Below are 26,927 nucleotides of genomic sequence, written 5' to 3' on the forward strand. Positions count from 1 at the left end.
CACCGTAATTAATATTTATGAGAAAGGGGAGCTGTGGACTTTCAAAAATACCTGTTATTGCTGAAGACCGCACAGCAATAAACATTTCACACAACTAAATATTAGAAGTAAGTAGGAAAGAAGAAAAACATTGTTCACTGTTATGTTGCTAATTAAAAGAGCGCCAAGAACGTTTAGCTCTTGGCGCATCTTTAAGATATATTATAATCCAGTGTTATTAAATCGCGTAGTTCATCATCGTCTAGCTCTGTTAACCACTGGCTCGATTGAATAAGTTCTTCTGATAATGCAGATTTCTGCGCAAGCATTTTATCAATTTTTTCCTCAATCGTCCCAATAGTCACAAACTTATGCACTTGCACAAATTGAGTTTGCCCAATTCGGTATGCTCGGTCTGTTGCTTGATTTTCAACAGCAGGGTTCCACCAACGATCGGCGTGCAAAACATGGTTTGCAGCTGTTAAGTTTAATCCCGTTCCTCCAGCTTTTAATGAGAGGATAAATATAGGGAATTCACCTGCCTGGAAAGCCTCCACTAATCGGTCACGTTGCTGTTTAGGCATCGCACCCGTTAAAAATGGCGCATCAACATTATATACTTCACTGAAACAATGCTGTAGTAATTGTCCCATGCCAATGTACTGTGTAAAAATAAGACATTGTTCACCATTATCCACGATTTCCGCTGCCATGTTGACGATACGCTCAAGCTTGACGGATCGTGTAAGCATCGCTGCAGCATCCTCGAAAGGTTCCTTTAAATACAGTGCAGGATGATTACATAATTGCTTCAACTTACTAAGCATCTTTAAGACACGGCCTTTCTTTTGAAAGCCTGTTAATTGCTCTAGCTGATCAAGTGTTTCTAAAATGTAGCCCTCATACAGTGATGCTTGTTCTGCAGTTAATGCACAATATGCATGGGACTCTTGCTTATCAGGCAAATTAAGCTGTAAATTCGGATCGCGCTTAGTACGGCGAAGTAAAAACGGTTGAATTTTTGCACGTAACTTTTGCTTATGTGATTCTGATTCATCACGTTCAATCGGTAATATAAATTCTTCATTAAAGCGTCCGAAGCTACCTAAATACCCTTTATGAATAAAATCAAAAATAGCCCAAAGCTCCGATAATCGGTTTTCAACAGGTGTACCTGTTAGAGCAATATGGTGCCTACCATGTAATTTTCGTATCGAACGAGATTGTAATGTCTGCATATTTTTTATATTTTGTGCCTCATCTAGAACAACAGTTGCCCAATCGATTTCTTGTAAAAATTCTGCATCCTGTGACACTGTTCCATAAGTTGATAAAATAACATGTGGCTTTTCTTGTTCGATAAGTCTTACAAATGCCTCTTCTTTCGTCCGATTTGCCTGATAATGCGTATGCACAATCAACGATGGAGCAAAACGAGCAAGCTCTTTTTGCCAGTTACCAAGTACTGAAGTCGGACAAATAATGATGGTTGGTTCTTTGGCATCCGTTGTTTCATAGACATGTAGCAAATAAGAAATAAGTTGAACGGTTTTTCCAAGTCCCATGTCATCAGCTAGACAGGCACCAAAACCTTGTTCGCGCATAAAAATAAGCCATTCATAACCTTCTTGCTGATAGGGACGTAAGCTAGCATTTAATGAAAGGGGAACAGGCACTGGTGGAAGACCTTTCTTTTCGTGCAGCTGCTCCATATAAGATTTTAAAGATTGCTGTAACTCAAAGGCAAAAAGTGGATCGTCTCGCATTGCATCATCAGCATCTTCTTCTTCCTCTAGCGGAGATAAGTCTTCAGGTAGCTCACGGAATAAAAGCTCACGAACAGTCCAACTTTCATCTTCAGCCTGTTGCATTAAAGCGCGCATTTCTTGCATCCAGTTGGCATCCACTCGGAACCATTCTGTCCCTATGCGTATGAACTCTCGTTTTTCATCGACTAGCTTTTTAAATTGCTCTGCTGATATCGTTTCACCATTCATTGAAAATTGCCATTTGAACGTCAATATGTCATCAAGTCCAGCAACTTTTTTCGTTGAGATATTACCTGTGCTAACTCGCACACGAATTTTTGACTGTTTTAAATCTTTTAGCCATGCTGGTAGCACAACATCAAAACCAAGGGCCTGTAAACGTGCTAAGTCTTCTCGTAGAAATTTACGTACCTCTAAATCGTCGAATGTAACATGAATAAAAATATTAGGTTGTATATCCTCAATTGAAAGTAGCTCCACAATTTGTGTTTGTTGTTGCTCAATATCCAGCGCAAATGGCTGCCATTTAGTTGGTAATGCATCGACTAATGGTAGTAATTTTTTACGAACAGCAGGTGTCCAATAATTTTTTGTTGAAGCGGTACTAAGAACTGTTTCCAAAAGCCAAACATCGGAATCTTCCTCAGGCTCACTTAAACGTAGCGAAACAGTAACAGCGCCAGCTTGTCGATCCTGCTCTAAAGGCCAGCCACCACGTAAGAAAAATGGGAGTAGCTTCGGTACATCCGACACAAGAAGTCCAGCATGAGCAAGTTTTTGCTGTACAGCTACTTCAAGTAACGCAGAATCTTCACTTTCTATAGAAAATGATAGCGATGAAAAATCATCTGCAATAACTACATGCGACCAAAGTAAAGGATCTTGCCAATATTGCTGTAAATTTTGTGCTTGTTCTATCATCGCACTACTTTCCTCATTAATCCCTTGCCAATGGATAAATGGATGACTGTAGCGCGCAGAAAAGATATCGAGTAGTTCTGCAGTAGAAATATCGATGGAAAGTTCTGTACGATTGGTCATTAAGCCATAAGTATTTGCCTCATAGTTGAAAAATAATGAAGAAATAAGTGTCTCTACCTCTATTGCGGTACCACTTGCAGTAAAGCCCTGCACCGTATAATTGCCATTCTGAGCTGATTCAATGCGTAACTGTAGTCTTTTTGTAAACGGAGAGGGAGCATCTAATGTCATCATACTAAGTTTCCTTTCTCAATCTCTTCCTGTAGTGCACGAAGTCGTTTATATTCTGCACGGATTGTTTGCATGTATGTTTCAAAATAAGCCACTTTACCTGCTCGTTTTGCTGCACTTCGCATACTTTTCCATATACGTACAGCTTGCTTATAATTCATACGTGATTTTTGAGTAATCTCTGCCATTGCATAAACATGATACAACGGTAAAACTGCTGCAGGCGCTATGTGTAACACATCTTTTAGACCACACATTTCTAAATAAGAAAACGATGAAACATTTAATTGATGTAATGCCGCCCAATCACGGTAGCGTTCTTTTCGAATAAGGAAGAATGAATATGGCTGTAAACCGTATACACCGAACGCACTATACAATGTCGTTTCTTCCTCCTCGGTCAATTGGATATCTTCATATAATAACTGGAATTGTCGCACATATTGCGCTCGCTGTACGACTGGCACAGTTTCTTGTAAAAAAGCTTCGGCAAATGGGAGCATCGCACGCAAAATTAATGCTTGTGAATGTGACTCGCCAGCACGCTTTGCAAAAGTAGCTAATTCGAACAAGTCTTGCATCTGAGATAATGAAACCTGTGCAATACTTTCCTGTAATAATTGTTCTTTTTGTAATAGCACATAAAATATGAGCTTTAACGATTGTAAAGAAATCTCGGGTGGCAAATTTTCAAGCTTGCTAATAAGCATTAGCTCTTGTTCGCGTCGAGGCTTCTCATAAAAAAGCACTGCCCAAAGCAGCATGTAGATTTGTAGTCGATTGGCAAATAGCCCTTCACGTTCAAGTAAAAAGTTTCGGACGATTTGCTGAAGTGCATCATAAAATGGATCCGTTGCAAAAAGTCGAGAGCGATTCGTTAATTCAGTCAGTATACTTTCGAATGATTGCACACTTTGATCGATAAAGTATTTCATATAGGGTGAATCTAACGAATGACCCTGTGTATTGTTTAAATGACGCCAAATCGCATTCAAGATGGACAGCTCTATAAATAGCTTATAGATTGGTTGCCACTCGCGTTCAAATGGCATATGTTTGCGAAGTCGCTCCAATGCATCAGAACGAATTGCTGAAAGTCCGTAGCCTTCTAAAATGCGACCAGACGGTAATAGACGTTTCATTACTTCATCAACCATCATCTGCCAGCTTTCAGGGCTTCGTTCCTCAGCCAATGATTTTAACTGTACTGATTTTTGGGAACGCCAAGCACTTGACCAGTTTTGGACCGAATCAAAGTACTGATAGAGAGCAAGTAGTGCGCCAACCTGATGTCGACACCATTTTTGTTGGGGACAGTTACAGCTTAAAGTCCCGTGAGCAAAATCAATTTCTACAGTTGCAGGTCTTACATCCTGTACGCTTGCATATAATATAGAACTTGCTCCATTAAAACGATCAAATACGATAGATTTGTTACGTACAGAAAAAACTGCACGGCGCACAAGTTCCTCGTCTTCGCTTGAGGACGGATGTAAATCCTGCTCAGCTTCTTTTAATTTAGCAAGTATAAATTGTTGATGTTCCTTAGCTAGTTGCGAAATAGACAAAGCCATAACCTCACTCCTCTCAATTGCATTGGCCAATGACTTTAGCTTTATTTGGATGATCTAAAATGTCATCTGTAGTATTAAGGAAAAAAGACTGTCTTTCCATTATACGATTAAAATGCGGACATGATAAGCTGAATGATCAGAAAGAAAAAATTTGAACATAAGATGGTTAACAAGCACGTTTATTTATGTTAAAATCTGAATAATCAGATAATGAGGAGGGATGAAGGATGATGCAGGTTCAATATATGAAGCCGTTCTACACGAAAATTTCTGGAGATAAATTGCGTCTCGTATTTGCTTATCAATATTTCTCAATATTAAAAGAGAATGAGATTTTTCATTTCATTCCGATCGAAGGGAAAGAAATGATTATTAACTTGCATACACAACAAATCGAAAATTTATCTGAGGTATTTGTTTTCCAAAAAGGAAATCGTTTTATTCGATTACCGCTTTATCAACTATTACTCATTACAAATGTCCATGAACATTTAACGCCAATTCTTGAAAGCGCTACACCAAAGCCACAGTTACCCCTTGTCTCTTCCGCAACTGTTGGTGAGATAGATCAGCTAATTACAGAAATTGAGCAAAAAAATATTGACTATTTAATAGATCAAGCATTATTAGACTACAATGAAGCTCTCTTTTATGAGCTATTACATCAAAAGAGCACACAATTCGGAGGTTAATAAAAATTGAATACAAGGTACAGCAAATGAGCACCCACTTTTCAGGAAGAAGAAGCGGGTGCTTTAACAGTTTAGTTAATAAAGATATAATTACAGCGATTTTCAATTATTTGGATTTATTACCAATAGCACTTAAAAGCAATTGGCTGACACCGATATAAATAGAAATACTGTTCGCAAGGGGGTGGGAAGATGCTGGGAAAGTGGTCTGCTACGGGAATGTCGATATTAAATAATATGAATAACCATTATAGTGCAATGAGCAAGGCGATGCTGCGAATTTCTACTGGCTATCGTATTAATAGTGCAGCCGATGATCCAGCGGGTCTTGCCATATCTGAAAAAATGCGCGCCCAAATCCGCGGATTAAATATGGCATCGAAAAATATACAAGATGGCATTTCACTTGTTCAAACTGCTGAAGGTGCGCTTAATGAAACGCATGCCATGATTCAAAGAATGAGAGAGCTAGCAGTGCAAGCGTCTAATGATACGCTAACAGATAATGATCGTCAGCAACTCGATAAGGAATTTCAAGAGCTAAAAAAGGAAATTCAACGTCTTTCTAAAGATACTGAGTTTAATACGAAAACTTTACTAAATGGTGATTATTCGACGAATGGCATCAAAATTCAAGCAGGTGCAAATGCGGGGCAAAACATTGAGCTGTTCATTAATGATATGGGGTCTGGGGCACTCGGTTTAGACGACACTACTTCTATTGCAACACGAGATGATGCAAACAAGGCGATTTCAACGATGGACGAGGCATTAAAGCGAGTATCGTCTGAGCGGTCGCGACTAGGTGCATATCAAAATCGACTGGAACATGCCTATAATGCCAACATGAATACAGCAGAAAACTTAACTGCTGCGGAATCCCGAATTCGCGATGCTGATATCGCGAAGGAAATGATGAATATGGTAAAATCACAAATTTTGTTACAAGCAAGCCAATATGTACTAGCACTTCACATGCAACAGGCACAATCCATTTTAAAATTGCTAGAAAGCGGAACAATAAGGAATCCCAGATACTAATGGCGATTCCTTATTGTTTTTTTGAATTTGATGGAATCGCCGATAACAACCAATCAATCAACTCCCAAAAACCTACGATAAACCCAACAATATGTAAAACACACACAGAAAATACTGCAAAATAACAAATTGATTCACACTTTCCCTTGAAAGATGTATACTATAATGCAGAACAAAAATGTGAAAATGCATTTTAATGACCATATAAAAATTTACTACTCGTTTTTGAAACGGAAGGAAGAATAGAGAATGACGAAATCAATTTGTGTCGTTGGACTTGGCTATATCGGATTACCAACGGCTGTAATGTTTGCCAACCACGGCATAAAAGTACATGGGGTTGACGTAAACCCAGCAGCAGTAAAAAGTATTCAAGAGAAAAAACTTCATATTGAAGAAAACGGTTTACAAGAACGCCTAAATAAAGCAGTAGATGAAGGATTCTTAACAGCGTCAACGACACCACAAGAAGCGGATGTTTTCATTGTGGCAGTACCATCGCCAATTAACCCTGACAATACAGCGAATTTAGAATATGTACGTCAAGCAACGGCATCGATTGTGCCTTACGTGAAAAAAGGAAATTTAGTAATTCTTGAATCGACAGTACCACCGAAAACAGTAGAACACGTTATGCTACCTGAGCTAATCAAAGCAAACTTAGAGTTTGGCGTTGATTTATTTGTAGCACATTCACCGGAACGCGTAATTCCTGGTCGTATTTTTGAAGAATTAGTGAACAACGATCGTATTGTTGGTGGGATTGATGAAAAATCATCTCAAATGACAAAAGAGCTTTACCAAACATTTGTAAATGGCACAATCCACTTAACAGATGCAACAACAGCTGAATTAGTAAAAGTAATGGAAAACACATACCGTGATGTCAATATTGCTTTTGCCAATGAGCTTGCAAAAATGGCTGAAAAATTAGACGTAAACATTTGGGAAGCAATTAAATTTGCCAACTATCACCCACGTGTAAATGTACACTTTCCAGGCCCTGGTGTAGGTGGACACTGTATCGCAGTAGACCCATGGTTCCTAGTTGAGCTAGGTGGGGAGCAAGCACAAATTATTCATATGTCACGTAATACAAATGACAGCATGCCAAGATTTACAGCACAAAAAACACAAGCAATTTTAAATGAAAACAAAATCGCAGGTGGCAAAGTAGCTGTGCTTGGACTAGCCTTCAAAGGAAACGTTGATGATATGCGTGAAAGCCCATCAACAATCGTTATTGATGAGCTACAAAATTTAGGCTTAGATGTGATTTCGTATGATCCACACATTAAAGAAAATAAACATGCTACACAAACACAAAGCTTAGTAGAAGCAACAAAAGATGCAGACATCATAGTTGTGTTAACAGATCACAATGAGTTCAAAGCATTTGATGCAGCGGACATTACTGTAAAAACAAAAATCGTCTTTGATACGAAAAACTGCTTAAACCGTGAAAAATGGCAAGAGGCTGGCTTCCAGTTCCACTTACTAGGGGATGCGAAAAACCGATGAAAGAAACAGTACTTGGCATTAACGTCAATACGGAAGGCTACGATGAATTAATGGATATGGCATTTGAGCGCATTGAACACAAACAAAAAGCGCTCGTTGTTGCCATCAATCCAGAAAAAATTATCAAAGCAAAAGAAGACCCAGCACTAAAAAAGCTATTAAACGAAGCAGAATTTCAAATTCCAGATGGTATTGGTGTTATTCTTGCCTCAAAAATTCAAAAAGGGCAAATTCGTGAACGTGTTACAGGCGTCGATATGATGATGAAGCTTTGTGAGGAAGCTGCAAAAAGAAGCAAGCCAATTTTCCTTTACGGAGGTAAACCTGGTGTTGCCGATGCAGCAAAAGCAAAGCTAGAATCACTATTTCCTTCTATTAAAATAGTTGGCGTACAGGACGGCTATGAAAAGGACGAACAAAAGGTCATCGATCGTATTAATGAAGCCCAACCGGATTTACTATTTGTTGCAATGGGAAGCCCTAAACAGGAAAATTGGATTAACGCCAATCGTGACCGTTTGCACCCAACGATTTATCAAGGTGTTGGTGGATCGTTTGATGTGCTGGCAGGTACAGTCAAACGTGCTCCGGAAATTTTCCAAAAGTTTGGCCTTGAATGGTTTTACCGATTAATGAAAGAACCTAAGCGCATCAAGCGTCAGATCGCACTACCACTTTTCTTATTGGAAGTGGCAAGGCAAAAACGTCAATAATTTTTAAAAATTGGTATTGTCGTTTTAAATTGAAAGTGTTAGACTGTAGGTGTATAGGAATTTCCTCTATGAAATAATAGAATTCCCTGCAAGGAAACAACGGTTGGTAGCCCAAGCGAAAAAAGCTCAAGCATTTATATGCTTGAGCTTTTTTCGTATTATCATTTAACTTAATTATCCATTATTTTAGATCATTCTAGAAAATATGAACAATAGAATGGTAGAAAATTAGATTTTGTTGGAAAAGTTGCATATTTTCACTTGAAAAAAAGCGTCAGATAGCCGACAATGGTAAAAGAGAGTTCGATGTCCACTATTTTCCGGAAACCAATTAGTAATTTTCCCAAAATATGATTGACAACTTTTAGGGATGCAACTATACTTTTATGTGTAGTTGTTTATTTACTACATAACTATGTAGTAGAGACATAATTTTTGAACTTAGAGGAGGAAATTTTTCTATGGCTAACCAACCAAAGAAATACAAAAAATTCGTAGCGACGGCAGCAACGGCTACATTAGTAGCATCTGCTATCGTACCAGTGGCTTCTGCAGCAGGATTTTCAGATGTAGCAGGTAACGACCACGAGGTAGCAATCAATGCACTATCTGACGCAGGTATCATCAATGGATACGCTGACGGCTCATTCAAACCAAACCAAACAATTAACCGCGGTCAAGTGGTTAAATTATTAGGTCGTTATTTAGAAGCACAAGGCCAAGAAATTCCAGCTGACTGGAATACAAAACAACGCTTCAACGATCTACCAACATCAGCTGAAGCTGAATTAGTAAAATATGCTGCACTTGCTAAAGATGCAGGCGTATTCGCTGGTTCAAATGGTAACTTAAACCATACACAAACTATGCAACGTCAACAAATGGCAGTAGTTTTAGTACGTGCTATTAAAGAAATCGCTGGCGTAGACTTAGTTGCTGACTACAAAAAAGCTGGTTTCGTAACTGAAATCTCTGACCTAGAAAAAGCTTACTCTGCTGAACAACGCAATGCGATCGTTGCTTTAGAATACGCTGGTATCACTAACGTATCTAACTTCAACCCAGGTAACAGCGTAACTCGCGGACAATTCGCTTCATTCTTATACCGCACAATCGAAAACGTTATTAACACTCCTGAAGCTGGTGTTGCTGCAGTTAAAGCTATCAACAACACAACTGTTGAAGTGACATTCGACGAAGAAGTGGACAACGTACAAGCTCTTAACTTCTTAATCTCTGATCTTGAAGTTAAAAACGCTGCTGTTAAACAAACAAACAAAAAAGTTGTTGTTTTAACAACTGCTGCTCAAACAGCTGACAAAGAGTACACTGTATCTCTTGGCGAAGACAAAATCGGTACATTCAAAGGTATCGCTGCTGTAATCCCAACTAAAGTTGATTTAGTTGAAAAATCAGTACAAGGTAAACTTGGCCAACAAGTAACTGTTAAAGCACAAGTAACTGTTGCTGAAGGTCAAACTAAAGCTGGTATTCCAGTAACGTTTAATGTTCCTGGTAACAATAACGACGCAGTTAACCCAACGCTTACTGGTGAAGCTGTAACTAACGATGAAGGTATCGCTACTTACACTTACACTCGTTACTCTGCAAAAGATGATACTGTTACTGCATATGCTACAGGTGACCGTTCTAAATTCTCAATCGGTTATGTATTCTGGGGCGTAGAGCAAATCTTAACAGTTGATGAAGTAACAGAAGGTACAACAATCAATAATGGTGCAAATAAAACTTATAAAGTGACTTATAAAAACCCAACAACTGGTAAACCAGAAGCGAACAAAACGTTTAACGTTGGATTCTTAGAAAATATGAATGTAACTACAGATAAAGTTGCAAATGCTACTGTTAATGGAGTTCAAGCTTTACAATTAAGCAATGGTACTCTATTAGATGCTGCTCAAATTACTACAGATTCAAAAGGTGAAGCAACATTTACAGTTTCAGGTTCAAACGCTGAAGCAACTCCAGTAGTTTATGAATTACATTCAACTACAGGTGGAACTTCAAGCAAAACTTACGTAGCTTCAGCTTTACAATCTGCAGCTAAAAAAGTTACATTCTCAGCAATCCAATCTGCATACACTATTGAACTTACTCGTGATGGTGGAGAAGTAGCTGCAACTGGTTGGCAAAATGGTCGAGTTTACAAAGTTCTTGTTAAAGACAAAGACGGTAAAATTGCTGCAAATGAAGTGGTGAATGTTGCTTTAAATGAAGATGTAGATGGAATCATTGCTACTGATTCAAAAGATACTCAATTCATTAAATTTGATGAAGATGGCGATCAAATTGGATATGACACTAAACAAATTACAGTTAAAACTAATGCTAAAGGTGAAGCAACATTTGCAATTTCTAGTCCTTATTCAAACCAATATGCAACGCCAGTAGCATGGATTGATATTAATACTTCAAATGCTGTAAATGGCAAATTAGACAAAGGTGAACCAACTACTGTTGGTACTATTTCTTACTTTGCTGATGAGTACTTAGATGGTGCATCATTAACAGTTTATAAAGGCACTAAAAAAGCAACTAAATTTGATGGCTTAGAAATGGCTGAATTTAAATCAGATTTAGTAAACCAAAGTGGTCAAACATTTGGTGGAACTGCTCCAATTACAAAAGCATCTTATACTGTATTCAACACTGGTGCTAATAACGTATTAGTATATGATGAAAATGGTGCTAATCCAGTGGTTGTATCACCAAACCGTAGTTTAACAATCACTTATAACACTGGCGCAAACTTAAAAGTTCGTGCTGAAGAAAACAAATCAACTGCAGTGCGTGTTGTAGCAACTGGAGTTGCAAGATACAATGGTAAAGACTTTGCATTTACTGCTAAAGAAGCAACTGCAACATTTACTTCAACTACTGCAGTAGCTGATACATTCACTGGTGAAGTAGCAGCTATTACAACTGAAGGCTTAACATTTGTAAACAAAGCAATTGAAAAATTCTCATCAACTACTAAATTCTATGGTGGTAACGGTGCGGAAGTCTTCGGTGCTCAAAACTTTGTAAATGAAATTCAAAATTTAGCTGCTAACGGTACTAAATCAGTAAACGTTACAGTAATCAAAGATGCTGATGGCAATAAAACATTTAAAGTCGTAAGTACTGGTAGTGGAACTGCTCCTGTAACTTCTAATGAAATTTATGTTACAGATGTAACTGTTGCTTCAACAGGTACTTCAACTGATACTTTCAAAATTGGTGATACTGTTTCAGTAACATTAACATTCTCTGGAAATGTTAATATTGCTAATGGTCAAACAGTTGCATATGGTACTCAAACACTTGCAACAACTGGTGCTACAAACACAAATAAAGCGGTATTTACGGCAACTTTAACAGCAGGTACTGATGTTGCTGCTACTGCAATTAATGTTACAGGCTTAGCAGTTACAGATGCTGTTGGCACAAAAACATTTACTACTAACTTAAAAGCTGCTAAAAATGCTGATGCGAATAAAGCATTTGATTTAACAGCTCCAACGGTAACAGCTAAGTTAGCTGTAGCTGGACCACTTGCTGGAAATACTTCTATTGTATTTAGTGAAGCATTAAACGCAGCTAGCCGTACAGCAGTAGAAAATTTAGTAAAAGCTGCAGTTACACCTAACGCAGATACAAATGTTGCAGTTGCATTTGCTGCTGATAACAAAACTTTAAATGTTACATTTAACAAAACTTTAAATGTTACATTAACATTAAAAGTAGCTGGAACAGGTACTTTAGGTGCTACGGTAGGAGCTTTAACGCCAGGAGCAAGCTTTACAGTTACAGATCTTGCTGGCAACGCATCAGCAGTATTAGCTGATACTGATTTACAAACTCCTTAATAAAACTAAACGAAACGTTACTCTATAAGCTGACTAGTTCAGTGAAATGAGTGGAAATGAAAACCCAGGTCTTGTTAATAGCAATTCACTGGGTTTTCTTTCTAACTACAACTACTAATTGAAAGGTGAAAATCCTTTCCTTGTAAACAGTCAATATACAAGTACCTAATCCTCCTGCATCCAATGCTGTGCTGATACACAAAAGGGATGAAGTCAGGTGAAGTCGTACTCGGTGAACAGAGGCGGGGTTCTTTAAAAGATTTCTATGGTTAGGCAGACGAATCCATGTAGGCAGGGTAAGCTAGTGTACGGTGCGAAATTAAGCTAGGAGTTCACTGTACATCCCTATAGATGCAATGCTATAGTGGCGATTGATAAATTGACTGTTAAACCAGTCGTTCTTACACCTGGATAGTGGAAACCTAAGGAAATCAAAAAGAGGGATGGCAGTTGTGGAACGTTTGAAGTCTTATTAGGAGAGGTGTGTCAGCACCAGTGAAACTAATAAGATGGCAGCAGGTTCATAGTAGTTTTGATTGCTAGCCGTTTGGACTTGTATGGTAACATACGAGAAGGGTAAAACTAGCAGGAGCGAAGGAACCTAGTCAGTAGTAGTTCAATAAGAAACTTATTTCCCCAAAAAATTTGTTTCTTACAATTAGTAATTTCATAGGAGTAATCACATATATGTGGTTACTCCTTTTTTTATGTTTTTAAAACCACTTGCTTGCAGGTGGTTCCGAAAACCATTTAGCTATAGACAACAAAAAAACCCCAATCGTACAATAAAATCAGGTCTAGTCAACCGACTTTGTACGAAAGGAGTTTAAATGAATAGTAAAAGTTTAGCACATACAACATGGAATTGTAAGTATCATATTGTCTTCGTACCGAAATATAGAAGACAAGAAATTTATCGTCAAATTAAAGCGGAAATAGGAAGGATACTACGGCAGTTATGTGAAAGAAAAGGTGTAGAAATTGTAGAAGCAGTAGCATGTTCGGATCATATCTACATGCTTGTGAAAATTCCTCCGAAACTAAGCGTTTCCGCTTTCATGGGTTATTTAAAAGGGAAAAGTAGTGTCATGATTTTCGACCGACATGTTAATATAAAATACCAATTTGGCAATCGTCAATTTTGGTGTCGAGGATACTTAGTGGATACAGTCGCTCGAAATCGAAATATGATTCATCGGTATATCAAAAGACAATTACAAGAAGATATACACTATGATCAAATGTCAATGAATGATATCGTTGACCCTTTTAATTGTGAATAAATTAACTGGAAGCAGAAAAAAGCATTCGGTTGGCGGACCTTTCAGAATGTCGTGAGACATGATGTAGTAAGTTAGCGTTTCACGCGTTGTCAAACCCACCAGTTTTACTGGTGGGTTTTAAGCTGTGGTATCAGTTATATTTATTGTTAGATTTGAATAAATATTCGTGGTTTTATTGTCATTTCAACTTTTTCATAGCTGATCTCAAATCATCTACTTTCAAATGTTGATAACGTGCAGTTGAACGGGAATCGGTATGACCTAATAAAGTAGCGATATAATGTTGGTCAACACCAAGTAGTGTTAAATGTGTTGCTGTACAGTGACGGATAACATGTGGAGTTAAACGTTTTGTAATATTGCATTGTGATCCGATTTTTTTCAATTTGATACGAATTTCTACGCCGCTTATTGGCATATTCCGACTTACGGGAGATGGAAATAAATAGTCTGATCCATTGTCTTTAGTATTGTGTAAATAATTTATCAATATTTGATGCAATTTAGGATGTAATGGTAAATGAAGATCTCTTCCTCCTTTAATGCGTGGGAAGTATATTTTATTATTTTTTATATCTACATTTTCTTTTAACAACGTTCGAGCAGCTGTTATTCTTGAACCTGTATAATATAGCAAGCTGATTAATACATGGTAAAACTCAGAGTATTCTTTGGCTGTAGACAATACTAATGCCATTTCATCTATATCTAATATTTCGGGTAAAGGGACGTAAACATTTCGAGTAGAGATACCGATTGTTGGGTCGACTTTAAAGTCCAACTCGATAACAAGATACTTGAAAAATGCCTTTAAACCGTAAAAATACCGATTAATAGAGTTAGGTTTATAATCTTGGTTACCTAAAAAATCTAGATATTCTAAGATGTCATCTTTCGATATTTCATCTGTTAAGATTTGACCATCATATAATTGGTAAATAAATGATGAGAATTTTTTTATATCATTTTCATAGCCAATAATGGTTTCTTCTGAATAGTACTTTCTTTTTAGATGTTGAAGAAACTTTTTTAAGTATTTAGGTAAATCAAAGTCTGAATGGAAAATCAAAGAGATTTCAGCTCCTTAGCTAATGTTTTCTTGTATGTCTTGCATTGCATTATGCTTATCGTAATTATGAACAAACCAATTTAGTTTTGCATCACAATAGTTTAACTCCAAAGAAAGTAGCTCTTTTGTTACTAAATATTGATATTGTTGTCGATAGGACATATTGGGACTTAACCATAGTATATTTAATATTTTCTGAGGTTCGCTAATGTGCTGTAAATTTTCCTCAGTCTGATAGGAGATGGAACAATCACCTAACCAATTTTCAAAAAGTGTTCGTTGTTTTCTATCGCAATATAGTAGCTGAACATGTAATACACTGTGCTCTACATATAATTCAAAATATAATTGCTCACTCGATAAGGCAATATAGCCCTTGTAGTTTTTTATTTCTATCAGCGGTTCCTCACATTCAGAAAACCAAGCATTTTTTATTTTCGTAATGTATTTTTTTATATCTGCAATATTGTATGGCGTTAGAAGATTATAAAGTGTCTGTTGTATTTGCTCCTTAAAGTCCTCAATAATGGAAGACCGGAAATCCTCATTTAATTTCATTAATAAACTATTTAATTCCATCATTTCATCTGTTAATGTAAGAGGATTTTCTATTTGGGTAGGGTATTCTAGTTGTAATTGTAATTCAGCTAATTCTGCATATGACACTTGAAAAAAATCCGCATACTTTTTCAATATTTTTTCAGAGGCATTTCTTGAACCATTTTCGATAAAACCTACATAACTATGCGAAATTCCTAATAAATCAGCTAATCCTGCGATCGTTAAATGATGCTTTTGGCGGAGCCTTTTTAAGTGATTTCCTAGCGCAATGGCTTGTCCATGTTTTGTCTCCATTATTTCACTTCATTCCCTTCGAATTAAAATTATCTTCCCTTTGTTACAACTTCTATAAAAAATGAATGTTGGAGCTATGCAACATATTGAGAGGGAACAGAAGATAAAATGATATGATATTAGAATTTTACTATATTGAAAATTTTACTTTATTTAGGATTTGTATTTAGAAAGAAAACCCAATGTATTGCTAAACACAAGACATGGGTTTTCATTCTCACTTGTTACATTGAACTAGTCAGCCAATGAAGTGACTATTCTTTTTTATTTTATCAAGGTGTAGCTACCTCAACTTTTGTAGTACGGTTACCCTTATCATCAATTGTAATAGTTGCTGTGAATTTCTCTTTAATATAATCAGTAGCTTGAGCTTCAAAGTGAATCTTTAAAATTCTACTCTTCATATTAGCAGGTTCTTCAGTAGAAGCTGTGCTCTCTGAACCTTTAGTAGTACCACCAGAAGTTTTAGAAATAGTAATTACATTATTGTTATAACCTGTAGTAATATCAAGAGCATCTTGAGCATCTGGATTTATATTAGCAATTGTGAAACCAGCAAGTGTAGACATTATCGTAAAATCTAAATCTTTACCGTTGCTGTTCACTGCAATTGATGAAGTGATATGAGCAGCAGTTAATTTTTGACCAAATTGTGGTGTCACAGTTACTGTATCTGTACTTGCTCCTTTAGATAACGTAACCGTATAAGTTCCTGTTGTAGAAGATTCTACTACAGTTACATTTACTGAAGTATCATTCACTTCTTTTGTTACATGTGCTTTTACAGCTTCAAGTTTTGTTTCAGCAGCATCAGTAGCACCAACTGTGGCTAAAGCAGGAGCTACAGAAATTTTTCCTTTTGCCGTTGTAACAGAAGTAGTGTCATTTGCTTTTCCTCCAGCAGTATCTATAGGCTTAGACCCACCAGCATTTACAGAAATAACATTGAATATTACCGTATTATCTTTCACTTCATAAGTTACTTTTACCCCTGTAATTGCCCCTTTAAGAATGTTTACAAACTCATCTTTAGAAAGTGGTGCACGATTTATATTTCTGTATTCATATTTTTTATCCGTTTCACCAGCGTATTTCACAGCATCTTTTAGAACGGAACCATCTGTAAATACGACAGTTTCTTTTTCTGTATCGAATGAATGAATATCACCAGTAAATAGGTTCGTTACTTCTTTTGAAGATGTGAATGTTGCAGTTGCTTCTTTTGAAGTGAATGCAAATTCTTTGTTACCGTTCGTTTCTTTAGCTACACCAGTAGCAAGAACTTTTACAGAAGAAGATTTACCATCTACAGTAGTAACGTTGATTTCACCGCTTGGAGCAACTAATGTATGCACGCGATTTGGAGCGATTTCAACATCGCCAACTTTTACGTTATTTGCACCAGTGTTGTAAACAGTGTACGTAACATCTTTCGTTGTGTAACCAGAATTCGGTACTACTTTACCACTTTGGTTTGTAAGTTGTACTTTAAATGTTGCAGTTTCCCCACTAACAAATTTGTCAGTTTGAGTAGCACCTTTGTAAGAAACTAACTTTGAACCATCTAAAAATGGTGCTTGGAAGTATGAAATTGGTGCAACTGCTGAAGGTTCACCTTTATCTAAGTTTGCATCTTTACCACTTTGGTTATTAATGTCAATCCAAACGATTGGCGTAGCATAAGAGTTTACAGTATCACTTGCGATGACAAAGCTTGCTTCACCTTTTGCGTTTGTTCTAACAGTGATTTTTTTCCCATCGTAAACTTGTTTGCCGTTTTCGATTTTTACGAATTGTGCAGAAGTAACGGTAGAGATTACCCCGTCAATATCTTCGTTAAATGCAACGTTAACAATTTCGTTAGCTGCCACTTTACCATCTTTATCTTTCACTACTATGTTATATTTACGACCGTTCATTACACCAGTAGCTGCCACTTCGCCACCATCACGAGTTACTTCAAGTGTGTAAGCAGCTTGAATAGCACCGAATGTTAATTTAGCAGCAGATGCTTGTAATGTATCTGCAGTGTATTTTTGAGCGTAACCAGTTGTTGTAACTGTACCATTTGGGTTAGTCACTGTTACTGGAGTCGCTTCAAATACGACTGGCGTTACTTCAGCGTTAGAACCTGAAATAGTGAATGTAGCTTCACCTTTAGAATCAGTTGTAACTTGTGCAGCTCTCGTGTTGTTATCACTAGTTTGAACTACAGCTACACCATTAACTGTAACGTTTTGTAATTTATCAACCGTAACGTCAATATTTTCTTTCACTGATACGTTTAATACTTTACCTGATACTGGTTTACCAGTTTCAGGGTGTTTGTAAGTTACTTTGTAAGTTTTATTCGCGCCGTTGTTGATAGAAGAACCAATCGTTACTTCTTCAATTGTTAGAATCGTATCAACACCCCAGAATACATAACCAGTTGAGAATTTAGAACGATCACCGCTTGTATAAACAGTTACAGTGTCGTTTGTTGCTGCGTAACGAGTATAAGTGTAAGAAGCAACTCCGTTTTCATCAGTAACAGCCTCAGCTGTTACTGGAGTTTTCACACCGTTCGTAGAACCAGGGATGAAGAAAGTCACAGGAATACCAGCTTTAGATTGACCTTCAGCAACAGTTACTTGTGCTTTAACAGTTACTTGTTGGCCAAGTTTACCTTGTACTGATTTTTCAACTAAATCAACTTTAGTTGGGATTACAGCAGCGATACCTTTGAATGTACCGATTTTGTCTTCGCCAAGAGATACAGTGTACTCTTTGTCAGCTGTTTGAGCAGCAGTTGTTAAAACAACAACTTTTTTGTTTGTTTGTTTAACAGCAGCGTTTTTAACTTCAAGATCAGAGATTAAGAAGTTAAGAGCTTGTACGTTGTCCACTTCTTCGTCGAATGTCACTTCAACAGTTGTGTTGTTGATAGCTTTAACTGCAGCAACACCAGCTTCAGGAGTGTTAATAACGTTTTCGATTGTGCGGTATAAGAATGAAGCGAATTGTCCGCGAGTTACGCTGTTACCTGGGTTGAAGTTAGATACGTTAGTGATACCAGCGTATTCTAAAGCAACGATCGCATTGCGTTGTTCAGCAGAGTAAGCTTTTTCTAGGTCAGAGATTTCAGTTACGAAACCAGCTTTTTTGTAGTCAGCAACTAAGTCTACGCCAGCGATTTCTTTAATAGCACGTACTAAAACTACTGCCATTTGTTGACGTTGCATAGTTTGTGTATGGTTTAAGTTACCATTTGAACCAGCGAATACGCCTGCATCTTTAGCAAGTGCAGCATATTTTACTAATTCAGCTTCAGCTGATGTTGGTAGATCGTTGAAGCGTTGTTTTGTATTCCAGTCAGCTGGAATTTCTTGGCCTTGTGCTTCTAAATAACGACCTAATAATTTAACCACTTGACCGCGGTTAATTGTTTGGTTTGGTTTGAATGAGCCGTCAGCGTATCCATTGATGATACCTGCGTCAGATAGTGCATTGATTGCTACCTCGTGGTCGTTACCTGCTACATCTGAAAATCCTGCTGCAGAAGCCACTGGTACGATAGCAGATGCTACTAATGTAGCCGTTGCTGCCGTCGCTACGAATTTTTTGTATTTCTTTGGTTGGTTAGCCATAGAAAAATTTCCTCCTCTAAGTTCAAAAATTATGTCTCTACTACATAGTTATGTAGTAAATAAACAACTACATATAAATGATTCTTTAAAAGATCGTACTATTCTTTCTATAGCTAATTTATGTATGGAATATAGGAGAAGTCTAGCGGCGGATTTCTGATGGAAATCTAATAAGGTATTTTCAATTTAACAAAAGGAATAAATTTTCCGATTGTTTCCAAGACAAAATTAAGGAGCAATGATTCAATGTAGGATGTTTGACAACATTATATAAGTGCTAGTTGGAGATAGCGAAAAAGCAAAGAAGTTACCTACATATTATTTAGGAAAAGTGAAGATACAGTTAACAATTGCACTATTTTTACATGTTCATGCGTTATTAAAAATAGTAAAAATTTACAACTTATAAATATTTCTTAAATAGTGCATTAACACTAATATGGTTTCATATATATGTACTGGGGAAATAAGTTTTACTACTATTGATGGCACGCCGTATGCGATGAAAGTCGCCTGTGCGGTGTAGGCCCAAACCGAAAACCGAGATAGAGAGATAGAGAGATGGTATAAGGTGGGAATAGCAAAGGTAATTTTAATTTGTCGTTAATGCATTCTAACGACACGCATGCGAATTTAACTAATATTGCTAGAAAGGTGACAGCAGTCAAGGAGGTTAGAGCGAAAAAACCAAATGCATTACTAGTGGATGCGGGAGATGTATTCTCTGGATCTTTATACTTCAATGAATTTAAAGGACAAGCTGATTTGGCGTTTATGAACTTAATGGGTTATGACGTGATGACATTTGGTAACCATGAGTTTGATTTAGGCTCCAGTTCTGAAGGGCATCAAGCGTTAGTAGATTTTATTAAAGGCGCTCAATTCCCATTTGTTTCAGCTAACGTTGATTTTTCTAAAGATAATAAATTTACTGGGCTATTCTCAGATTTAATTTCAAGTGATCCGAAAAACGGTAAAATTTACAATGGGATTATTAAAGAAATTAACGGAGAAAAAGTGGGTATTTTTGGTTTAACTACTGCTGAGACAAAAGATATTTCTTCTCCTGGTAGTATCGCATTTGAAAACTATATTGAAGAAGCTGAAAAAGCAGTTAAAGCTTTTGAGGATAAAGGCGTTAATAAAATTATTGCCCTAACGCATATCGGGTACGACGATAATCCTGCATATGATAACGACCTAATGTTAGCGAAATCAGTAGCAGGCATCGATGTGATTGTCGGTGGTCATAGCCATACGCAACTTGATAAACCTGTTGTAGTCGATAAGAATATGGGTGGACAAGCGAAAGATAAGACAATTATTGTACAAGCGTATCAATACAATGATTATTTAGGGACATTGGATGTTACCTTTAACCCACAAGGTGTAGTCATTGCACATAATGGGGCTTTATTAAAAGTGGCAGATTATGCAGAGGATGCAAATGCTGTGGCGACATTAAAACCATTTAAAGATAAAGTTGATGCGGTTTCTAAATCTGAAACAGGTGCAACTGCAACAGTAGCGCTGGAAAATCCACGTGATAATGGAGATACGGCAAAGCCGAGTGTTCGTAAAAATGAAACGCCGTTAGGGAATGTTATTACAGATGGCATGCTTGCAAAAGCGAAACAATACAATAAAGATGTGATTATGGCGCTACAAAATGGCGGAGGTATCCGTACAGCAATTAATCAAGGTCCAATAACGGTAGGTGAAGTTATTTCCGTTCTACCATTTGGTAATACATTAGCAACGGTGACTTTAACTGGAGCGGAATTAAAACAAACACTTGAAAAAAGTGTGAGCCTATATCCACTTGAAAATGGTGGTTTCCTTCATGTTTCAGGTGCAAAGGTAGAATTTGATTCTTCTAAACCAGCAGGTCAACGTATTGTCAAAATCTCTTACAAAGATGCTCAAAATAACTACATCGAAATTCAAGATAACCTGAAATATACAATCGCTACAAATGCATTTACTGCAAAAGGCGGAGATGGATTTGATGTTTTAGCAAAGGCATATGCAGAAGGACGCGTAACAGACTTAGGTTTATCGGACTGGGAAAATCTCGCTGAGCATTTAAAATCTTTAGTTAATGTCAATCCGCAAGTTGAAGGTAGAATCGTAGACGTCGCTAATAGTCAACAGCCTGATAAAACTGTTGATGGAGCTGATTTCTCTGGAACTGCTGGACAACCAAAAGTTTATGAAGGCAATGTAACTGTTAGTATCTCAAATATTGCTTCTTTAGCAAATGCAGTTGTGAAAGGGAATTTAATTTTAACTGGTACTGTGCCAGCGCAATTCTCATTTAACAATCTACAAGTTGGAGGCAATCTTGATCTTTCACAATTAACGGGAGACCTATTTAATTTTGATGGGGTCGATGTTACAGGAGATACAATTCTATAAGTATTGCAAAGCCTTCTCCTAGAGGGATGAGGGCTTTGTATTTTAATGTTAACTATACTCGTTTGTCCATATTGAAAGGGGAACTTTTTGGATGTATAACAAGAACTGGAGAAAACCAATACATGCTTTTTTAGCGACAAGTCTAATTGCGAGCGCTGTTGTTCCTACAGCAGCACCCCTAAATGCCAAAGCCGCTACGTTAGCAACTGATTTAATAATTTCAGAATACATTGAAGGCAGCAGTTTTAATAAGGCGATTGAAATTTATAATGGTACTGGTGCAACAATCGATTTAGCAAATTATACGTTAGAGATGCATACAAATGGCGTAGCAACTGCTGATAAAACAGTGGCGTTATCAGGAACATTAGAACATGGAGCTACGTATGTGGTGCATCATAAAGACGTAAATGCAGCTATTAAGCAAGTTGGAAATCTAGAAAATTCGACTGTTATTAATTTCAATGGAGACGATCCAGTCGTATTAAGAAAAAATGGGGCAATAATTGATTCTATTGGGCAAGCAATTGGAGCAAAAATAAATTTTGGTGTGGATGTTACATTAGTTCGAAAAAGCTCAGTCACATCTGGAGATACAATCATTGACGATGCATTCAATCCTAGCGAGTGGGATGTGTATCCTAAGGATGACTTTACACAAATAGGCAAACATTCTATGGACGGTGGAGAAGTAGGGCCAATTACTAAGGTAGGCGCAGTAACAGCTTCTACACCTTCTGGAACGGTTGCGACTGGTACTGCAATTGCATTAGCTTCAGCAACGGAAGGCGCAACGATTTATTACACAACGGATGGTACAGACCCGACTTCAGAAAGCACTTTATATTCGCAACCAATTGTTATTGATAAAACAACTACAATAAAAGCAATGGCTGTAGCAGAAGGATTAGAAAATAGTGATGTCCAAACTTTTAATTATACAGTAGTTGGACAAGAAGATATTCTGTCTATCGCTGATGCTAGAGCAAAAGCTAACGGTACTTCAGTAACAATTAAAGGTGTTGTGGCAGGCAAGCTGAAAAATACAATCTCTGTGCAAGATGCAACTGGCGGTATTGCAGTTCGTCCGACTAGCTTAAATGCGAATGTTGGTGATGAAGTCACGCTCAAAGGTACGTTAGCTGATTACAGAGGTTTGCTGCAATTAGATGGAGCACAAATGATCGATAAAGTAGCAGGCGTTGGTGAGCCAACTGCAAAAGTGGTAACAGGAGCAGAGGTAAAGGAAGCTAATGAATCACAACTTATTACTGTGAAAAATGTTACGCTTACGAATGTTCAAGAAGGAAGCGGCTGGGCAAACTTCACAGCTAGTGATGGCAGCAATTTCTTAGTACGAGATGAAACAGCTACGCTTGGCTTAACTGTAGGCGCAACGTATGAATCGATTACAGGTATTGTGCAACAGTTTGATAATGATTACCAAGTGATTCCTCGTTCTGCATCGGATATTGTGGTGGATAGCACAGCGTTAAAGCCTGCTATCGCATCTCCTGGAAGTGGAACATTTGTGGATAAAACAACTGTTACGTTATCTACATCGACAGCAAATGCAGAAATCTATTACTCAGTAGATGGCTCAGATCCAACTGTAGGTGGTACGAAATACACAACGCCAATCGAGATTACTCAAAATACAACATTAAAAGCAGTTGTAAAAGCGAGTGATGGGAAATTTAGTGAAATTATGACCTATGACTATACTATTACAGATGCCTTGCAGATTCATAATATTCAAGGGGAGGGGCATACTTCTCCATTTGTAGGTAAAACAGTTGAAGGTATTCAAGGGATCGTGACGTATTCATTTGCTTTAAACGGTAGTACGTATTATACAATTCAAACGCCTGATGAATTGGCGGATAATAATCCAAATACATCTGAAGCAATCTTACTTTATAGTGGGAAAAATGCTTGGCCGATTCAAGTAGGTGATTTAGTATCTGTAACAGGTAAAGTAGATGAATTTGCGTACGATGGCTATAGTGACGCCAACCAAACAGATTTAAAAACAACGCAAATCAATGTTCGTAATGATCAAGGTGGCAAAGTAGAAAAAATAAAGAGTAGCGTAGCATTACCGAAAGCCATTCAAATTGATGAATTAAAAATGTCATTTAGCAAAATTGATAGTGACAATCTTCAAGTATTCAACCCGACAATTGATGCCATTGATTTTTGGGAAAGTATTGAAGGTATGCGTGTAGAAGTAGGCAATGTTAAAGCTGTCGCTCCACAGGAACACGGGGACTTAGTAACGGTTCTAGAAAGTGAACCAACGAATACCCTTCATGGTGGTGTCTTGTATGAGGAAGGGAAAACAAACCCAAATCGTATTCAATTCAGATTAGAACCAAATGGAACAGCTCGGGATTTCGAAGTTGCAACAGGTGATAAGTTTAAGGGACCAATTACGGGTATCGTTGGCTATTCTTATCAAAACTTTAAAATCTATGTCCCATTAGATGAGATGGAACAAGCACATGTAAAAGGGACTGCAAAACCTGAGACAACAAAGATTGTTAAAGCGGAAGACAAGTTAACAATTGCATCTTATAACTTAGAAAACTTCTCTAATAATAAAACGTCAACATCAGATGATAAAGCACGTAAATTAGCACGTGCAATCGGTGTCGATATGAAAACGCCAGACATTGTAGGGGTTACGGAAGTACAAGATAATAACGGCGAATCGACTGGTGATTCAAAGGCAGATCAAAGTTACCAACGATTAATTGATGCCATTAAAGCAGCAAGCGGCGTTGAGTACAAGTATGTCAATATTGACCCAGTGAATAATGCAGATGGTGGTGCACCTAACGCAAATATTCGTGTTGGATTCCTTTACAATCCAGAAAGAGTGAAGTTGAAGGAAGGTATTCCAGCAGGTAATGCTACAACTGCTGTTGGTTATAATGACGGCAAGTTAACGTTAAACCCAGGTCGAATCGACCCATCGAATGATGCATTTACAAGTAGCCGTAAACCGTTAGCTGCACAATTTGAATTCCAAGGTGAAGATGTAGTAGTTATCGCTAACCACTGGAATTCTAAATCAGGTGACACGCCATTATTCGGAGCGAAACAGCCACCAGTTTATGGAAGTGAAGTGCAACGTAAAAAAATCGCAAACATTGTGTATGGCTTTGTGAAAGATATTAAAACAAAAAATCCAGATGCCAACGTTGTATCTTTAGGTGATTTTAACGACTACCAATTTGCTGATGCGCTTAAAATTCATGAGGGCGAATTGATGACAAATATGATTAATAAAGCGGAAGACGCTGATCGTTATACGTATTTATATCAAGGGAATTCGCAAGTATTAGATCATATTTTAGTTTCTAATAATCTTAAAGACAATACAATCATTGATATCCTTCATATTAATGCTGACTTTACGGATATGGCAGGACGTGCAAGTGACCATGACCCTGTAATGGTGCAAATTGACTTGAAAAAAGGTTCAACTGTTGAACCGATTGAAGCTGAGATCACATATAATTTAACAAACTTTAAAACAAACAAATTAACTATTACAAAGCCTAGTGTGGCATTACATTTAGATGCTAAATCTGTTATCACTGAGGGCGTGTTCCTAAAAGGGAACTATACAGAGCTTCACGGTGAAGGGTTTAAAACGACAAATGTTATCATCAATCCAGATCAAGCAGGTGCTATTGTTGACTTAAAAGGCAATACCTTTAAAAAGATCACGATTGACGGTAAAAATGTAAGTGAAATTAGAGGCGCCGACAATATCGACTTAAAATTGATTGAACTGAAGAATGGTGCAACGCTTGATCAAATTAAATTTACGAATTCTAAAGGGGATCCCATTGTGGATCCTTCTTTACCTTCTGAAAACAAGCAACCAATCATTAAAAAACCTTTTACAAATAAAACAGTAGCTGTAGGAACGGCAATTACAATCGATTTAACAGAACATTTCGCTGATCTTGATAATGACCCACTGTCATTTACAGCTACAAAAGGGTCGATAAATGGCAACATATTAACGCTAAATTTAGAAGCGGGTAGCCATATTGTTGGTGTTACGGCATCTGATGGCAAGAAAAGTGTTACTACTAACTTTAGTGTTACCGTAAATGCTGCTAATGACTACTATGCAGCTGCCTATGACAAAGAAGGCCAAGCACTAAAAAAGGCACTTCACGATATTATTTCTGTACAAAAGATACTGTCATATGATGATGCTTGGGATGCATTAAGATATACGGATGAAGATCCGAATAATTTAAATAATGTACTGTTATTTTACTCTGGGAAATCAAGCCCTAAATCTAACAATGGCGGTAATGTAGGAAACTGGAACAGAGAGCATACGTGGGCAAAATCACATGGTAATTTTGGGACGAGCAAAGGGCCAGGAACAGATATTCATCATTTACGCCCTACAGATGTTTCAGTGAATAGCTCGAGAGGAAATTTAGACTTTGACAATGGTGGCAGTCCTGTATCTGGCTGTAATGGTTGCTTAAAAGACTCGGATTCATTCGAGCCGCCTAATAATGTAAAAGGGGATGTAGCACGCATCTTATTTTATATGGCAACTCGTTATGAGTCAGGCGATAGAGTTGATCTTGAATTAAATGAAAAAGTTAACAATGGCACAGCGCCTTATCACGGTAAACTTTCAATCCTTTTACAATGGCATCAACAAGATCCTGTAGATGACTATGAAAAACGAAGAAACGACAGAATCTACGAGGTGCAAGGTAATCGCAATCCATTTATCGACCACCCAGAATGGGTAGAAACGATTTATGGTAAAAAAACAGCATTACAGATGGCGAATTAACTAGAAAAATATATTGGTAGCCCACTTCAATTGGTTGTGAAGTGGGTTTTTAGTTTTTTAAGACAAATACCTAATAGTTATAATGATAGAAAATTTGAAATTCAGTTCTTCCAGAAGCTATGGTGGGCTTCAAATTTAGCGATTTAACAGGAATATGAACGGTAGGTAGAAGTACAATGATAATTCTTAATAAACAGTGTAGGAAATTTTCTATACTGTTCCTTTTGTATGATATTTTAGAAGTAATTCAGAATATGATATAATATGGGCAAAATACGAGTGGTTAGCGTTCGTAAATAAACGATTATTCTAGGGTAGAAATGATGAAATCTTATTTATTTTGCTATCACGGTACAACTAAACGCGATGGAGAAAATATTGAGAAGAGAATAGATTTGTCGAGAGCTCGATGAATTTTTTGATAGTATCAAGCCATTGTATATGACGAATTCACAGTTAG

General features: G+C 37.3%; 12 protein-coding genes and 1 pseudogene. 8 read left to right on the top strand and 5 right to left on the bottom strand.

Annotation, left to right across the window (positions count from 1 at the left end; translation table 11 throughout):
- Positions 1-191 precede the first annotated feature (191 nt).
- Together FH508_RS02855 and FH508_RS02860 are read right to left on the bottom strand one after the other, a co-directional pair.
- Positions 192-2,963, bottom strand: a complete 2,772-nt coding sequence (locus tag FH508_RS02855; protein WP_173478589.1) for a DEAD/DEAH box helicase — start codon at positions 2,961-2,963, stop codon at positions 192-194.
- Positions 2,960-4,534: a hypothetical protein gene (locus tag FH508_RS02860; protein ID WP_173478588.1), complete on the bottom strand. Its 1,575-nt coding sequence runs from the start codon at positions 4,532-4,534 to the stop codon at positions 2,960-2,962. The genes FH508_RS02855 and FH508_RS02860 overlap by 4 nt, the downstream gene beginning before the upstream one ends.
- 227 nt (positions 4,535-4,761) lie before the next feature.
- On the opposite strand from FH508_RS02860, the gene FH508_RS02865 reads away from it, so the two are divergent.
- From FH508_RS02865 to tnpA, 6 genes are all read left to right on the top strand, one after another.
- Positions 4,762-5,226, top strand: coding sequence for a transcriptional regulator (locus tag FH508_RS02865; RefSeq protein WP_173478587.1), 465 nt, complete (start codon positions 4,762-4,764; stop codon positions 5,224-5,226).
- A 192-nt stretch (positions 5,227-5,418) separates the two neighbouring features.
- Positions 5,419-6,267 (top strand): flagellin N-terminal helical domain-containing protein, encoded by an 849-nt coding sequence (locus tag FH508_RS02870; RefSeq protein ID WP_173478586.1) that lies wholly within the window; start codon positions 5,419-5,421, stop codon positions 6,265-6,267.
- Between the two features lie 249 nt (positions 6,268-6,516).
- Positions 6,517-7,788 (top strand): nucleotide sugar dehydrogenase, encoded by a 1,272-nt coding sequence (locus FH508_RS02875; protein ID WP_173478585.1) that lies wholly within the window; start codon positions 6,517-6,519, stop codon positions 7,786-7,788.
- Complete coding sequence (locus FH508_RS02880) at positions 7,785-8,501, top strand: WecB/TagA/CpsF family glycosyltransferase (RefSeq protein ID WP_173478584.1); 717 nt, start codon at positions 7,785-7,787, stop codon at positions 8,499-8,501. Before FH508_RS02875 ends, FH508_RS02880 begins: the two co-directional genes overlap by 4 nt.
- 461 nt (positions 8,502-8,962) lie before the next feature.
- Complete coding sequence (locus tag FH508_RS02885; RefSeq protein ID WP_228134359.1) at positions 8,963-12,370, top strand: S-layer homology domain-containing protein; 3,408 nt, start codon at positions 8,963-8,965, stop codon at positions 12,368-12,370.
- 830 nt (positions 12,371-13,200) lie between these two features.
- Positions 13,201-13,653, top strand: a complete 453-nt coding sequence (tnpA, locus tag FH508_RS02890; protein WP_228134360.1) for an IS200/IS605 family transposase — start codon at positions 13,201-13,203, stop codon at positions 13,651-13,653.
- 178 nt (positions 13,654-13,831) lie between these two features.
- Here the strand turns inward: tnpA and FH508_RS02895 are convergent, their stop codons facing one another.
- The 3 genes from FH508_RS02895 to FH508_RS02905 form a co-directional block, all read right to left on the bottom strand.
- Complete coding sequence (locus FH508_RS02895; RefSeq protein ID WP_228134361.1) at positions 13,832-14,722, bottom strand: tyrosine-type recombinase/integrase; 891 nt, start codon at positions 14,720-14,722, stop codon at positions 13,832-13,834.
- A 15-nt stretch (positions 14,723-14,737) separates the two neighbouring features.
- Positions 14,738-15,577 carry a helix-turn-helix domain-containing protein gene (locus tag FH508_RS02900; RefSeq protein ID WP_228134362.1) on the bottom strand — a complete coding sequence of 280 codons (840 nt, stop codon included), beginning with the start codon at positions 15,575-15,577 and terminating at the stop codon, positions 14,738-14,740.
- Positions 15,578-15,849: 272 nt separating this feature from the next.
- A complete protein-coding gene (locus FH508_RS02905; RefSeq protein WP_228134363.1) occupies positions 15,850-19,206 on the bottom strand; it encodes an S-layer homology domain-containing protein in 3,357 nt (1,118 codons plus the stop codon).
- Positions 19,207-19,794: 588 nt separating this feature from the next.
- On the opposite strand from FH508_RS02905, the pseudogene FH508_RS02910 reads away from it, so the two are divergent.
- Together FH508_RS02910 and FH508_RS02915 are read left to right on the top strand one after the other, a co-directional pair.
- Positions 19,795-21,624: pseudogene (locus FH508_RS02910) on the top strand (bifunctional UDP-sugar hydrolase/5'-nucleotidase); the annotation flags it as partial.
- Positions 21,625-21,715: 91 nt separating this feature from the next.
- A complete protein-coding gene (locus FH508_RS02915; protein WP_173479734.1) occupies positions 21,716-26,467 on the top strand; it encodes an endonuclease in 4,752 nt (1,583 codons plus the stop codon).
- Positions 26,468-26,927: the final 460 nt, after the last annotated feature.

It is taken from the genome of Lysinibacillus sp. CD3-6 (genome assembly GCF_006351725.2).
Classification (GTDB): domain Bacteria; phylum Bacillota; class Bacilli; order Bacillales_A; family Planococcaceae; genus Lysinibacillus.

Bases quoted from the DNA above. Each gene is read 5' to 3' on its own strand.
- FH508_RS02885 (WP_228134359.1), top strand. From the start codon at position 8,963: ATGGCTAACCAACCAAAGAAATACAAAAAATTCGTAGCGACGGCAGCA.
- FH508_RS02855 (WP_173478589.1), bottom strand. From the start codon at position 2,963: ATGATGACATTAGATGCTCCCTCTCCGTTTACAAAAAGACTACAGTTA.
- FH508_RS02905 (WP_228134363.1), bottom strand. From the start codon at position 19,206: ATGGCTAACCAACCAAAGAAATACAAAAAATTCGTAGCGACGGCAGCA.
- FH508_RS02880 (WP_173478584.1), top strand. From the start codon at position 7,785: ATGAAAGAAACAGTACTTGGCATTAACGTCAATACGGAAGGCTACGAT.
- FH508_RS02915 (WP_173479734.1), top strand. From the start codon at position 21,716: ATGTATAACAAGAACTGGAGAAAACCAATACATGCTTTTTTAGCGACA.
- tnpA (WP_228134360.1), top strand. From the start codon at position 13,201: ATGAATAGTAAAAGTTTAGCACATACAACATGGAATTGTAAGTATCAT.
- FH508_RS02870 (WP_173478586.1), top strand. From the start codon at position 5,419: ATGCTGGGAAAGTGGTCTGCTACGGGAATGTCGATATTAAATAATATG.
- FH508_RS02875 (WP_173478585.1), top strand. From the start codon at position 6,517: ATGACGAAATCAATTTGTGTCGTTGGACTTGGCTATATCGGATTACCA.
- FH508_RS02865 (WP_173478587.1), top strand. From the start codon at position 4,762: ATGATGCAGGTTCAATATATGAAGCCGTTCTACACGAAAATTTCTGGA.
- FH508_RS02900 (WP_228134362.1), bottom strand. From the start codon at position 15,577: ATGGAGACAAAACATGGACAAGCCATTGCGCTAGGAAATCACTTAAAA.
- FH508_RS02860 (WP_173478588.1), bottom strand. From the start codon at position 4,534: ATGGCTTTGTCTATTTCGCAACTAGCTAAGGAACATCAACAATTTATA.